A 13779-nucleotide genomic window follows, 5' to 3' on the forward strand; every position below is an offset into this window, starting at 1 on the left:
CTTGGTCGGTGCCGTCTTTCATTGGTTGAGGCCGATGGTGGCTATCCGCTTGTCCACCGCACGTTGGTGGGTCGTTCGGTGGTGTGTAGGAATTCCACGAGCGCTGTGGTGAATTGATCAAGTGGCAAGCCTGACCCTGCGGGGAAGTCTTCATCGTCGAACTCGCATCCAGCGGAATCCGGGTCACCGACCGGGAATGCCTTGGTGTTGTCCTGGTCCTGGTGGCTGAGGTAGCCGAAGCCGTCCACCACTGCGGCGAAGACGTCATGATCTGTGAAGCCCTGTTCCGCATCCGCGAGTGGCCGGTCGTTGTGGATCACGCGGATGGAGTCGGCGTACGGGTCCGCGGCGGCGACTCTGGCGGCGAACGCCGCGACGTCTTGTGGTGTCCGCAGGGTCGTGTTCTTGCCTTCATAGGCGCCGTCCGGATGGGTCACGGCCCAGCCTGCGGTGATGCTCATTTCTCCGCCTCTTGCCCGACGTACTTCCTGCCCGTCGGGTTTGATCCGTCCTTGACGATCAGTGTCCATCCTGGCGGCAGGAACCGAGGTAGTTGCTTGTCGCACGTCTCCATCTACTGCTGATCCTTTGGAGTAGTTCCGCATACCGGCCTGTTGATCTCGATCTCGGCATACTCGATGCCCTGATCGATCATCCGCGAGACAAACTGCGTCTCGACATGGCGGGCGATGGAGGGTTCCGCGTTCGGGATACCTTTCGCAAGTCCCAGTGCCACCCCCCGTGCGCGGGTCGCCTCGTAGTACTCACCGCCCTTTCCGCTCTCCAGCACCACGGCGTTACCGTCGCTGTCGCACCATCGCCCGTGCGTTTTGCCTGGACGTGGGGGACGAGGCGGGGCCGAGCGTGCCCTTCCACCTGGTTGGGTAGGCACCGAGTCGGTCGTGGCGCCCACTGTCCTTGCCGCTGGGTTCGCCCCGATGCCGCTGGCGTAACTTCTGATTCGCTCAGCACAGCGGTCCAGTATCGCTGGTATCTGGATGAGTTCCTCGCGGCTCGCGTCATGGGCCGTCAGGCTCTGTAGCGCCTCGACATCGTTGGTCCCCCGCAGCAACGCGAACCCAGCGCCGGCCTCATCCTGGGCGACCAGTGCGGTGTTGACATGCCCCCTCGCTTCGGCGAGCTTGCCCAGCACCGTGCCAAGGGCCTCCCGTACCTCTTCCACGGCAGACATGGGTTGAGCATGCCTGATCCCCCCAACACCCAATCGCTCTATGGCTGCAACGCTGTGGAACGAACGCGGAGGAGAGCACGGCGGCCCAGCGAATGCGAGGCCCTTCGCACTCGACCTATCGCCCGCACGCACTGCGCTGAGGCTGACACCGTCCGCAACCAGCCCGACAACCTCGACCCGATGCTGCTTCACGAGCCGAACGCTGGGGTCGCACTCATAGGACGCCGACACCCGTTCCGGGACAATACGATCGGTACGGGAGATATCGCTCTCTGCGCAGGGACAGGCTGCGCCTTCCGGCAGCGCTTCAGACCAGGAACGATCTGAATTTCGCCAGTCTTCGCAGGTGCGGTGGCGAAGGTTCCGGAACCAGCATGGCCACCCGGCCGCGGGGCCAGCGACGCCAGGACAGCCAGGCCGCCACCTCCCGGGAGTCCAAGACCCAGCCAAGCTCGCTGAACGAGCGCGCCCAGGGGTTGCCAGACGCCCCATGGCGTCCCGCTAAACTGTGTATGGGCCGCTAGCTCAGTTGGTAGAGCAAGGGACTTTTAATCCCTGGGTCCAGGGTTCGAGCCCCTGGCGGCCCACCGATTTAGTCTTGTGCGAACCACTTCGTTCGGGGCTGTTTCCGCTGGTAGAGACGGTGTGGTCCTGTCGTTGTCGCGGGGTTGGGGGATGCGGAAGACCGGGTTGAGCCGGTCGGGTCCGGTGATGGTGACCATGATCGACCACCCTTCAAGGGGGCCAGGAAACTCCCGCATTACTGGAGGTCGATTTTTCGGCCGATTTTGGACATCGACCCGGCCACCCGAGTCCGGACGGTCACCCAGGACTCCAGGTATCGATGTTCAGGGGATGGCGTGCCAGCGGGCTGACCGGTCGCCGGTGCGCAGCGACCGGATGCGGTGGTGTAGTTCGGCGGCGGCGGCCGGTTTGTTGGGGGCCAGTCGAGGATGTTGTAGCCGTAGGCGGTCAGGAATCGCCGCCGGTCGGTTTCGGGTTCGTGGAAGTGGTCGGGGATGCCGGTGAGCAGGTCCAGTTCGCGGGGGCAGAGGCAGGTGCCGCAGCGGCACCGCCAGATCAACAAGCGACGGCGCCGCCGGGGTGGTGGGCCGGTGGGGCCAGAAGGTGGCGACCGCGTCGGCGGCGATGATCGGTTGCTCGCCGGACGCCGGGGCCTGGCTTACGCGCCATCACCAGTCACCTCCGCGGCCAGCATCACGCGCGAACCCCGCCAGGCCAAACCGACCCGCCGATTACATCCCCACATCAAGTAGACGAGGCACTAGTTTTCGGATTCGGCGGAGCCGTCGGGAGCGTTTGGGCTTTCGGTTGGTTCGTGGCCGAGGAGCTGCAAACAGCGAGTTCCGAGTCTCGTGATGCCATGTGCGTCAGTGTTCGCCACGCCGTCCCAGGTCCCGTCGCCCAACGTTCGCAATGCGCCGTGGCGAACGAGCGCGGCCAGCACCCCGTCGAGAAAGCCGTCGTAGTCCGATAGCGCCAGCGCGAGATGGGTCCGTTCCCAACCGCGGTGTCCGCCAGGGTTGGACCACATCGCTTTCGGGGGCTCCGGTTGCTCAGCGATCAGTTTCAGCACCACGACGTGTGGTGCTTCCAGGTCGTTCACCATCGAGGCCAGCAGCCTCGCTTCGTCAAGGTGGCTGTCGCTGCGCAGGCCATCGGCGAGGATCTGGCCGAGGGCCTGGATCTTGTCCTCCATCGAGGTCCTCGCCGCTGCTTCCAAGACCTGGGCGAGCAGTTCGAGGTGAGCGTCATGACCAGCTGCCCGCTCCACCAGGATGTCGAGGCCCACGTCCAAGAGGTCGGCGGCGTGTTCGAGCGACCGCGCTGCGCGGTCTCCGCGGCGCTCTCCTGCTCGCGTCCACACCTGTTGCAGATACTTGAGCACTGGTGCGCTGCCGCCGACCAGCGTCGCCCCGACGGGGTTCGCACCAAGGGCGACACTCGCCAACGTGGCGAGCGCTCCGAGTGCAGCGTCTTGACCTGCTCCCGAAACCGCCTTGCCCGATTTGTCACGCTTCATCATCGTCGCTCCTGCTCAGATGCTGTTGTCGGTCCGTCGAGGTACGGTCTCGATCATCGGCAGACACAGGGTGGAGGGGCTACTCGGCGGTGTCGGTCCAGGAAACGGTGGCAGCGGTCAACCTGGCTGTGGAGAAGGCCGCAGCGGCTGGCGCGCGCCTTCAGCAGGCGGGGCAGGCAGCCGAGGAAGCTGCCCTGGCCCTGGCCCAGGCCGCGGAGGGCAGTTCGGACCAGGAGTTGGGTCAGGCTGTGGGCGCACTGGCGCAGATTGTCCAGGACATTGGCAGCATCGGCCAGCTGGTGGCTAGGGCGTCGGGCGGGCTGCCGGCGTACGTGACGTCCTTGACCGGCGACCAGGGCCAGGACGAAGACGGCGGCCAGTCGTCGGGCCGGTCCGCGCCGTCCGGCAAGAAGGACGACGAGCCGGACGACCCGGTGGAGAAGGCGCGGCGCGAGCTGCCCGAGCGCGGGACCGGCCGTGGGGTGAAGACGCAGGGCCGCTGGTTTGCACCTGGTAAAACTATGTCGGCCGTAACCAGCGGCCGGGACGGCTGGACGGACCGGGTGAACCAGGTGGTGAAGGAGGCGGGGTGTCCATATGTGCCGCTGACCGCCGCCGCCGACGTGGAATTGAAAATCGCGGCCGAGATGCGCGATACCGGGATCACGAATGCCACGGTGGTTGTCAACAACCAGCCGTGCACGGGTCGAATGAGTTGTGACGGCTTGCTGGGCGTGGTGCTGCCGGAGGGCAGCACGTTGACGGTTTACGGGACCGGCGGCTTCAAGAAGGTTTACAAGGGAGGGCAGCGGTGGTGACGTTCGATGCGTACTTCGACCCGGAACACCGGGAGCCGGTCGCGTTGAGCACGTCGGCTCAGGTCGATGAGCTGCTGAACCAGATGGTGGCCGAAGCGGAGTCTCCGGAGGTCGAGGTGGGCTTGGTTGCCCAGTTGGAGCGGAAGGACGACGACGGCTGGTCGGTTCTTCAGTTCGGGGTGCGCGCGGCTGCCACGATGTGCGGGTTTGTCGGGTACATGGCCAAGGGCGAGCCGAGCACTATCAGCGACAACGGTGGGACGTCGCCAGAACCGGTGGCGTACGACTACCAGACCCATGAACGCGAGGTGCCGACCAACGCGGAGATCACGTGGCCGACTGTGCGCCAGGCGGTCCACGACTACGTGGCGTCGGGCGGTGCCCGGCCTGACGGAGTGCGCTGGCGGGAGGTCACCTACTAGATGTACCCGGTGCTCCAGTCGCCATACGGGTCACCTCAAGAGATCCTTGCGCTCAGACAGGGCCGGATGAAGTCTTTTTCGTAAGCCCATCTGCGCACGCTGAGGTACGGGCGGAGCCGACCCGCGAACTCGTGGGGATCCGCGCCCAGCGCGACGCCCGCTGCCTTTCCCTGCTGCGCGCCGATCACCAGCACGGCGTAGCCCTTGAAGTGCCGTGTTGCGTCCCTCGGGGCCTGCCCGTTCGCGCAGGCCAGGAGAAACTTGGCGACCTTCACCAGGCCCGGGTTCAAGGCGATGTCCACGGTCCTCTTGGCTTCGAGATAGCTCGAGTCTGCCGTATCACCATTCGCAACTACGTGATCCAGAACGGACCGCAGAATGCGCTCGCCCAGCGGCACGACAGTCGTCGGGGAGTGCCGCGGCCCGCGTTAGCGCCAGGTGGCGAGTGACCAGGGGCCGTCGATCCACAGCTGTATTTCGGCGATCGCCGGCGAGGCGCCACTGCTGCTCGGCGACCTCAACGTGCTCGAACCCAGCCACACCCCGGCGCACCGCGGCCAGTTCGCGCCGTTCGAGTACGCCTTCTACACCGGTTTGACTGACCGGCACGGCCTGCTCGACCTGTTCCGGCACCTACACCCCGACCGGGTCGAGCACAGCTGGGCCCGCCGCGCGGACCTGGGCTACCGCTACGACCACGCCCACGGCTCGGCCGCCCTGGCCGAGCGGCTCACCTCATGCGAGTACGTCCACGAGACCAGGGAAATCACGGCGGACGGCAACTGGCTCACCGACCATTCCGGACTCGCCGTGCGCCTTTCGCTGACCGCCACTACTGCGCTGCTAACGTCGGACCCCGCCACGGCGGCCACACCTGCCGAGCCGGAGCCCACCCTGTTCTAACCCACCACCGGCCGGGTTCGCGGTCGGCTGCCGGAGCACATATCCGTCAGCCGAGACCGCGAGGACCAGCCGCAGCATGACCGCCTCGACCAGCACCGCCGCTCCGGTTCGGCGTTCCCTGCCTGTTTGACCTGCTGCCCCAGAGCACGCGGACCTTCTCCTTGAGCCGGTCTCGCGGGTCCGTCTCAGCTCGGCGCGGGTCAACTCCAGATCGACCGCGAGGCTCGCGGCGCTGGCCGTGATACCCGACTGGCGCTCGCGCTGCTGGGTGCCTTTGTACAGAGCCGCTGCCACCGATGCGGCGGTGTGCTCGACACCGCCGCCGGGCGCGGTCCGATACGGCGTCTACCCTGGCCTAATCCGCTTGATTGACACCAACCGGCCGAGATCTTCGATCAGATCGCCCGTGTTACACGCCGTCCCACGGCCACCGTCACCTTGGACCGTACTGTCACGCTGCCAGCCCCCCGCCACAGCATGCGTCTCAGTCTGACGACGCGTTTGCTCGGGTTCCGTTGCCGTTCGAGACGTAGCGGGGTGCCATTGCCTCCATCTGCTCGATCACGAGCCTGATGGCTTCGGGCTGCCTGTCCGGCGGGTACTTGTACTTCACGAGCAGGCGTTTGATCGAGGATCGGAGCTTGGCCCGGACATCGTCTCGCACCGTCCAGTCGGTCTTGACGTCGCGTCGCATCACCGCCACCAGTTCGCGTGCGATCTGGGCGAGCACGTCGTCGCCTTGGAGTTCAACGGCGGACTCGTTGGTGCTGACCGCGTCGTAGAACGCCAACTCGTCGTGGGACAGGGGCGGATCGAAGCGCTGGCCCCGGTTGCCCTCCGCGGCGACTTCCTTGGCCAGTTCGATGAGCTCGGCGATCACCTCGGCCGAGGTGAGCTGCTGGTTGGTGTACTTGCGCATCAGCTCGGCGATTCGCTCGGAGAACGCCCGCTGACGCACGAGGTTGTGCCGCGTGACGTGATCCGACTCCTCAACCAGCAGCGCGCGCAACGCTTCGATGGCGAGGTGCGGGTTCGACGCCGATTGGGCCTTGAGCTGGAACTCTGGCCCCAGGTCGGACAGTGACGGCTTCGGCAAGCCAGCAGCGTCGTAGATGTCGATGATCTCACCGGACGCGGTTGAGGTGGCCACCAGCGCGGAGAGCATCCGCTGGATCTCCTCCGGCACGGGCTTGCCCTCGGCCTGCCGCTGTTGGGCGTCGAACTTGCCCATCCACACGCGGACTTCTTCGTAGAACCTCGCCGTGACGCGGAGGTGTTCGAGGGTCTGGTTGCCTGCGCACAGCGCCCACGCACGGGCCAGTTGGTTAGCCAGCTTGCGGAAGCGGTCGCCGAGCGTTTCCTCGCCTTCCGGCACCTGGTTGCCGGGAGTGGTGGGTGAGCGCAGGTAGTTGGTGAGCCCGTAGGCGGCCTTGACCCAGCTCTTCGGGCCGCCATCCAGCTTCGCCCGCCACGGGTACCCGGCACACAGCTCGTCGAGGGAGGCGATGAGCGTGGTGGTGAGGTCGACAGCCTCGTCAAGGTGCTTGCCGACCGGTTTCTTAGCCCGGTCCGTGTCGGTGTATTCGGTGAGCGCCCTGCTCAAGTTGTCCGCCAGCGGCGCGTAGGCGACGAGCAAGCCGTCCGGCTTGCCGTGGAAGGTGCGGTTCACCCGCGCCAGGGTCTGCATCAGCAGCGCGCCCTTGAGCGGGCGGTCAAGGTACAGCGTGTGCAGCGGTGGCGCGTCGAAGCCGGTCAGCATCATGTCCTTGACGATGACGATCTGGAGCTCGTCATCGGCGTCGCGGAGCCGCTTCTGGATGACCTTGTTCTGCCCGTCACGCCGGACGTGCTTGGCCACCGGCATGACGTCCTGAGCCGAGCCAGAGTAGACGACCTTGACCAGGCCCTTGTCGACGGCGTCGTTGTGCCAGTCCGGCTTGATTTTGATGATCTCGTCGTAGAGGTGGGCGCAGATCTCTCGGGTCGCGCCGACGATGAACGCCTTGCCGGGAGAGCCGATGAACTTGCGCATCTGCTCCGAGCGGGTCTCCCAGTGCTGGACGATGTCGGCAGCCAATGCCTCCAACCGCGCGGGAGCCCCGTACACAGCGTTGATCACGGCGACGGACTTCTCGATCTTGGCGCGTTCCACCTCATCAAGCCCAAGAGTGGCCTCATCCGCAGCCCGGTCGAGGTCCTCCTCACTGACGTCCTTGGTCAACCCGACCTTGATCAGACGCGGTTCGAAGTAGACCGGGACGGTGGCACCGTCATCGACCGCGCGGGTGAGGTCGTAAATGTCGATGTAATCACCGAACACCTCTCTGGTGTTGCGGTCCTCGAAGGAGATCGGTGTCCCGGTGAACGCGATCAGCGCGGCGTTAGGCAGGGCATCCTTGAGGTGGCGGGCGTAGCCGTCGAGATCGTCGTAGTGGCTACGGTGGGCCTCGTCGGCGATGACGATGATGTTCCGGCGGTCCGACAGCAGCGGATGATCCAGCCCGGCGTCCTTCTCGGCCTTGCTGAGACCGAACTTCTGTAGCGTAGTGAAATAGATGCCGCCCGTTGCCCGGTTGGCCAGCTCCTCACGCAGTTGCGCACGGGTCGTCACTTTGGTTGGGGACTCGCTCAGCAGACGGGATCGGTTGAACGCTTCGTACAGCTGCCCGTCCAGCTCCTTGCGGTCGGTCACGACGATGATGGTCGGGTTCTTGAGCTTCGGCTGTGCCGCCACCAGATGGGCGTACAGTTCCATCTCCATCGACTTGCCCGACCCCTGGGTGTGCCACACGACCCCGGCCTTGCCATTGCTCTCCACAGCGGCGACCGTCGACCCAACTGCTTTGGTGACCGCGAAGTACTGGTGCGGCTTGGCGATCCGCTTCGCGTACCCCTCGGCCCCGCCGTCGAACGCGGTGAAGTTCCGTTGCAACTGGAGGAACCGCTCCGGGTTGAACACGCCCTCGATCAGGAACTCAAGCTCAGTGCCGAGGTGCACGTCATCGAGCGGCTCGCCGAGCTTCACCGGCTTGCCGTCGTCATCGACATTCCACGGCGAGTAGTGGTTCAACGGCGTGAAGGGCGTGCCGTACCGGGCGGTGATGCCGTCGCTGATCACGGTCACCACCGCGAACCGGAATGCCATCGGGAATTCACGTAGGTAGGTCGCCAACTGGGCATGCGCGGCGTCGAGATCGGCCTTGGCCGCGCCTGCCTGCTTCAGCTCGAAGATCGCGACCGGCATGCCGTTCAGGTAGAGCACCACATCGAAGCGGCGCTCGATCTCAGCCGTGCGGACGGTGACCTGGTTGACCGCGAGCAGTTCGTTGTCGCCGACCTGGTGACTGACAAGGCGAATCGTCGGGTTCTGCTCGACACCGTCGGCGTCGATGTAGCTGATCCCGCGGTAGCCCTGAACACAGATCTGGTGCAGCCGGTAGTTCTCAGCGATCGCGTCCTGCGAGGTCGGCTGGACAATCTCCGCCAGCGCCTGCTCCAGATACTCCGCCGGCACCTGCGGGTTCAACTCCCGCATCTTGGCCAGCATCCGCCCTGGAAGCACGATGTCATCCCACGACGCCCGACCATTCTCTGCACCCGGCGCGATCGCGGTCCCTGGGAGTGCCTGCCACTCCTGCTCAGCGAGCGCCTCCAGCGCGACATACTCCCAGTCCGCCTCACTGAACCCCGGCTGCCCCACCATTACACAACCCCCTCCACGATTTCCTCAGCTTCGCGCACACGGACCTTCCCGGACATCAGCAAGGGCAGTAGCTCGTCGCGCGCGGTGGCAAGAGCACGAGTCTCGTCTACGGCGGCTTTGACGCGGCCCATGAGTGCATCAGAGAGCTCTGAAAACCGAGCCAAGTCGCGCTCACTCGGTCGTCGTACCTGGAAGCTCACGATGTCGCCAGCAGAGAGTCGCTGACGTCCCGATGTCCCGACCATGCGTTTGATTGCAAATTCACGGAAAGTTGCATCTGTTGCCAAAAAATAAGGAAAAACCGTAGGAATTCCCTTGCGTGGCCGCATTACGATAAACTCTGTTGACCCGAGACCAACCTCATCGCCCATGAGAAAGTCAACGTAACCCACCTTCCCGTTCTCCAGGCACGGCGTAATGCGCGCCAGCAGGGTGTCGCCGTTCTGAAATCGAGCGCCACCACGTGGTGATCGGCGACTCCATGAAGTCACAGTCATGGTTTGGTCAGGCAGGTTCCTCATGTCGAGGTAAACGGGCTCCTTGGCATCCGGCTTCTGTACCTTGGGGTTTAGCTCGACCAGTTCGCCGATGGGTACAAGTTCGTTTTCACTGTTCTCCTGCAAGCTGACAAACTCGGCCGCAAGGAGATCCTTAACCTTAGCAATTATCTGGTCGTTGGCGGCGATCTTGTCGTCGAGTGCCTGTAGAACCTCTGCAATAGCATGCTGCTCGGAAATCGGGGGAATCAGAAGCGGAACGGCAGATAGGATCGAAGTGTTTAGGTTGAGCATGGTCGCACCGACTGCATGTCGCTTGATCCATTTGCGCGACTCCGGGATGCCTAGCGCGTATGAAACAAATCGAGAGTCATAGCGGCGTTGATCCCCAATGCGCACTCGCAGGCAACCGGTCCCGCACAGCCATCCTTCATTGTCGGTCCGGACCAACGCTCGTCGTTCGACATCGCCTCGACGCGAATACACGATGTCGCCCGCGCGCAGCGTGTATCGCGACAGTCGTGCGATGTCGCTGGCCGAAACCCGGGCGATCCCGGTGGGGTCTATACGGTTGTCACCGATGTTCTGCGGCATGACGCTCGGTGTGCCATCTTGGACGTAGTCGCTCGCGTGCAGTTGCGAACCGAACGGTCCAGTTTGGATTCCGCCACCACTTGACTCACAGATAGCGCCGAGAGTGGTCCTCTCCCAATTATGCATTGAGTTGCCCCAGTTGCTTGCGAACGACCTTTTCCAGGCGTGCCGACTCATCGAAGGCGGTCAGCAGTTCCTTAGTGAGACGAGAGATCTTGTCATCGATGGGCTCGCCGTCATCGTCGATTTCGGCGGCACCGACGTAGCGACCTGGAGTGAGGGCGTAATCAGCGGCCTTGATGTCGGGTAGACCGACTGACTTGCAAAAGCCGGGAATGTCTTCGTAAACCAAATTTTTCTGTGCGGCAGAGCGGGTGCCGCGCCATGCGTGGTAAGTGTCGGCGATCTTGGCGATGTCCTCGTCAGATAGGGCGCGTTCAGCGCGGTCCACCATGTACCCGAGTTCGCGGGCGTCGATGAACAGCACCTGGCCGGATCGGTCCACCGCCCCGTGCTTTCCGGCGCGTTTGTCCTTGGTGAAGAACCAGACGCAAACCGGGATGCCGGTGCTGCGGAACAGTTGTGTCGGCAACGCGACCATGCATGAGACAAGGTCGGCCTCGACGATCTGGGCGCGGATGGCGCCTTCGCCGTTGGAGTTCGACGACATCGAGCCGTTCGCCATGACTACGCCGGCGCTGCCGCCGGGAGCGAGCTTGTACAGGATGTGCTGAATCCAGGCGTAGTTGGCGTTGTTGGCGGGCGGGACGCCGAACTTCCAGCGTGGGTCTTCGGTGTTGCGCGACCAGTGTTTGATGTTGAACGGCGGGTTGGCCATCACGTAGTCCATCTGGACGTCCGCGTGCTGGTCGCGGGCAAAGGTATCGCCCCACCGGGCCCCGAGGCCTTTGTTGTCGATGCCGTGGATGGCGAGGTTCATCTTCGCCATCCGCCAGGTTTCCTCCAGGCTTTCCTGGCCGTAGATGGCGATGTCCTTCGGGTCGCCGTTGTGTTCGTAGATGAACTTCTCGGTTTGCACGAACATGCCGCCCGAGCCACAGCACGGGTCGTACACCCGGCCGCGGGAAGGCTCTAGAACTTCGACGATCACCCGGACGACGCTGCGCGGGGTGAAGAACTCACCGCCCCGTTTGCCTTCCGATCGCGCGAAGTTGCCGAGGAAGTACTCGTAGACCTCGCCCATGAGGTCGCGGGCGCGGTGTTCGCCCTGTCGGCTGAAACGGGCGCTGTTGAAGAGGTCGATCAGCTCGCCAAGGCGGCGCTGGTCGATGTTGTCCTTGTTGTAGAGACGCGGCAGCGTTCCTTGCAGAGTGGGGTTGGACTTCATGACGAGGTCCATCGCCTCGTCGATGAGCCGGCCAATGTTCTTGGCGGGCTCAGTCCCTTCGGCGGGCTTGCCCTTGGCGTATTGGGCGAGGTAGGACCAGCGGGCGGTGGGCGGTACGACGAACACCCCGTACCCCTGGTACTCCTCGGGGTCGTCGATCAGGTCGGCGATCTGCTCTTCGTCGTAGTCCTGTGCCGTCAGGTCGGCGCGGATGGTCTCGCGACGTTCGTCGTAGGCGTCGGACACGTACTTGAGGAACACCAGGCCGAGGATGACGTCCTTGTACTGGCTCGCGGACAGCGAGCCGCGGAGCCGGTCGGCGGCCTTCCAGAGCGTGTCCTTCAGCTCCTTCATCGTCGACGGTGCCGACGGTTCCTTCTTCGTGCGGGGAGGCATGCTTCCTGTCCTTCCTACTGCGTTGTCCGCGTGGCGAGTGTCACCGCGCCGGCGGCGACTCCGTCGATCATCGCGGTGACGAGATCCCGTGTTGCGTCCAGGTGCCGCCGCAGAGTGGTTTCGTGGTTCTCTGCGGCGAGAAGCGCCTCTTCCAGCCGCTCCACCTCGGAGGTGTCAAGGATCGGCACGCTCCAGGTCTGCCACTCGGTGGGCTCGTTCGGCAGCCGGTTGATGATCGCCGCCACCGCGTGGGGGCCGATCCCGGCTTGTGAACTGATCCGGAGGATCTTCGACGGGGAGGCCACCAGTGATCCGCCGTGGTCGTCGACCCTCGCGATCGGGCGTGGCCGTCCCGCGAACACCACGTCCCCCGGATCTGTTCGGACGGCGCGCGGGTACAGCCGCGCAGCATCGAACGGATCGAGGCGTGCAGTGCCGTGTGGCTCGGTCGCGGAAAGGACCGTGACGGAGCCAGCGGGATTGTCGTGACTGTGGTCGATCCGGCTGCCGCGGAGCACCCGCACGTGTCCCAGGTTTTTCAGTTCGCCCAGTGACCGCCTGCGCAGCAGCATCGCGCCAGGGGCACGTTCGGCCAGCACGTCGAAGGGTTGGATCGGCTCGCTCGTCACCAGGGTGGCAGTGTTGATGACGGCGAGGTGGCGCTCGATCTCCGTCGTCGCGAGCCGCAGTGCTCGTACCCCGCGGGGTACGACGACAGCGCGCGCACTCAGGATCGGCGGGAGGTCGTGCGGGCGAAGGTAGCGGAAGGCGCGACCTCGCGTGGCTGCCAACGCACCGGTCACGTCGGAGGCGAGGTCGCCGAGGTCCAGCTCATCTCGGGTGAACGCGGCCAGGTCGGCGACCAGGGGCTGCCCCGTGAACCCTCCGGCCGCGCAAACCCACAGGCCTAGCGCCTGCCGGTGCGCCTCACGCCACATACCTCGGGGAAGGCGTAGCGCGACGGCGAGGCTCTCCGAGCGGAGAGTCTGCGCTCGGTGCCGCTCCTGCTCTCCCTGCAGTTCGTCGCAGAGGACACCGGCCGGACCGATGACGACCGCGAGTTCACCCTCGCCGAGGTCGAGTACGAGGTTGTCGACCAGGTCGAGTACCTCGTCGGCTGGCCTGCCGATGGCCGACAGCACTCGGACGCCAGGGCCCGCAGCGTCGTTGACGGCCTCAATCTCGCGAATCGCCGCCCTGCGTCTGATGCCCCGCAAATCCGGGGTGTCGCCGGGCACCACGAGATGGGTGAAGGTGTCAGCAAGTGCGAGCGTCACGCTTGACGCGGGGCCGACGTGCACGAGCGGCACGCCCTCGGGGGCGAGGTGGAGAGCGCAGGCTTCGGCGACGGCGTGGATGAGGTCGACCGCTTCGGAGGTGAGATCACGAGTGCCCAGCGTCCGTGCGGCCCTTCCTTGTTCCAGCCGGTCGAGTGCCTCGCGCGGGCCGTACGACGCCTCAACCAGGTCGTCGATGAACCGCAGCGTGCAGACGGCCGGCGTGGACGCCTCTACCTCGCGAAGCAGCACCCGGTCGTCGGGGTCGACACCGCGTGCCAGGGTGATGCGTTGGCCCGCTGTCGTCTCCGCCAGTTCCTGCCCAGTCAACGCCGCGAGGCAGAGCCACGTGACGAGTTCATCCAGGGGCACGTCATCGGGCACGCTCAACGCTGGTGCGTCGAGATTCGCCTCGGTGTTGTTACCCCGGCCAGTGCGCTCCAGCCACTCGACGATGTCTTCACGGCGGAAGCGCTCCATCCCGCCCGAAACCTCGACAGGAGCGGGGAAGGGCACATGCAGACCGCGGACACGCGGCCGGTTGCGCCACATGCTCACGACCGGACGACGGACACGGGCAAGATC

The 13779-nt window shown here is 65.0% G+C and carries 11 protein-coding genes and 1 tRNA gene; 4 read left to right on the forward strand and 8 right to left on the reverse strand.

The window, feature by feature from the left end; translation table 11 throughout:
* Positions 1-41 precede the first annotated feature (41 nt).
* Both SACMADRAFT_RS26005 and SACMADRAFT_RS26010 read right to left on the reverse strand, forming a co-directional pair.
* A complete protein-coding gene (locus tag SACMADRAFT_RS26005; RefSeq protein ID WP_009156836.1) occupies positions 42-461 on the reverse strand; it encodes an Imm1 family immunity protein in 420 nt (139 codons plus the stop codon).
* 113 nt (positions 462-574) lie between these two features.
* Entirely contained in the window at positions 575-1192 is a 618-nt protein-coding gene (locus SACMADRAFT_RS26010; RefSeq protein WP_009156838.1) for a DddA-like double-stranded DNA deaminase toxin, read from the reverse strand.
* Between the two features lie 514 nt (positions 1193-1706).
* Between SACMADRAFT_RS26010 and SACMADRAFT_RS26015 the strand changes: the two genes are divergently transcribed.
* Positions 1707-1779 (forward strand) — tRNA-Lys (locus SACMADRAFT_RS26015).
* Between the two features lie 698 nt (positions 1780-2477).
* Here the strand turns inward: SACMADRAFT_RS26015 and SACMADRAFT_RS26025 are convergent.
* Positions 2478-3239, reverse strand: a complete 762-nt coding sequence (locus SACMADRAFT_RS26025) for a hypothetical protein (protein WP_040925914.1) — start codon at positions 3237-3239, stop codon at positions 2478-2480.
* A gap of 86 nt (positions 3240-3325) precedes the next feature.
* On the opposite strand from SACMADRAFT_RS26025, the gene SACMADRAFT_RS28740 reads away from it, so the two are divergent.
* Entirely contained in the window at positions 3326-4054 is a 729-nt protein-coding gene (locus tag SACMADRAFT_RS28740; protein ID WP_009156840.1) for a DddA-like double-stranded DNA deaminase toxin, read from the forward strand.
* A complete protein-coding gene (locus tag SACMADRAFT_RS26035; RefSeq protein WP_232285481.1) occupies positions 4051-4476 on the forward strand; it encodes an Imm1 family immunity protein in 426 nt (141 codons plus the stop codon). Before SACMADRAFT_RS28740 ends, SACMADRAFT_RS26035 begins: the two co-directional genes overlap by 4 nt.
* 35 nt (positions 4477-4511) lie before the next feature.
* Here SACMADRAFT_RS26035 and SACMADRAFT_RS26040 read toward each other — a convergent pair whose 3' ends face one another.
* Entirely contained in the window at positions 4512-4778 is a 267-nt protein-coding gene (locus tag SACMADRAFT_RS26040) for a hypothetical protein (protein WP_157617315.1), read from the reverse strand.
* 136 nt (positions 4779-4914) lie between these two features.
* Here SACMADRAFT_RS26040 and SACMADRAFT_RS26045 point away from each other — a divergent pair, with 136 nt between their 5' ends.
* Complete coding sequence (locus tag SACMADRAFT_RS26045; protein WP_232285482.1) at positions 4915-5379, forward strand: exonuclease/endonuclease/phosphatase family protein; 465 nt, start codon at positions 4915-4917, stop codon at positions 5377-5379.
* A gap of 484 nt (positions 5380-5863) precedes the next feature.
* On the opposite strand, the gene SACMADRAFT_RS26050 is transcribed toward SACMADRAFT_RS26045, so the two are convergent.
* The 4 genes from SACMADRAFT_RS26050 to SACMADRAFT_RS26065 are packed head-to-tail and all read right to left on the reverse strand — an operon-like array spanning position 5864 to position 13674.
* A complete protein-coding gene (locus tag SACMADRAFT_RS26050; RefSeq protein ID WP_009156842.1) occupies positions 5864-9082 on the reverse strand; it encodes a type I restriction endonuclease subunit R in 3219 nt (1072 codons plus the stop codon).
* The gene (locus tag SACMADRAFT_RS26055; RefSeq protein WP_332307183.1) at positions 9082-10350 is read right to left on the reverse strand and encodes a restriction endonuclease subunit S; all 1269 of its coding nucleotides are present in this window, start codon (positions 10348-10350) and stop codon (positions 9082-9084) included. The genes SACMADRAFT_RS26050 and SACMADRAFT_RS26055 overlap by 1 nt, the downstream gene beginning before the upstream one ends.
* Entirely contained in the window at positions 10292-11875 is a 1584-nt protein-coding gene (locus tag SACMADRAFT_RS26060; protein WP_232285483.1) for a class I SAM-dependent DNA methyltransferase, read from the reverse strand. The genes SACMADRAFT_RS26055 and SACMADRAFT_RS26060 overlap by 59 nt, the downstream gene beginning before the upstream one ends.
* A gap of 56 nt (positions 11876-11931) precedes the next feature.
* On the reverse strand, positions 11932-13674 hold the full coding sequence (locus SACMADRAFT_RS26065) for a hypothetical protein (protein ID WP_232285484.1): 1743 nt from the start codon (positions 13672-13674) through the stop codon (positions 11932-11934).
* Between the last annotated feature and the right edge of the window lie 105 nt (positions 13675-13779).

This window comes from Saccharomonospora marina XMU15 (genome assembly GCF_000244955.1).
GTDB classification, from domain to species: domain Bacteria; phylum Actinomycetota; class Actinomycetes; order Mycobacteriales; family Pseudonocardiaceae; genus Saccharomonospora_A; species Saccharomonospora_A marina.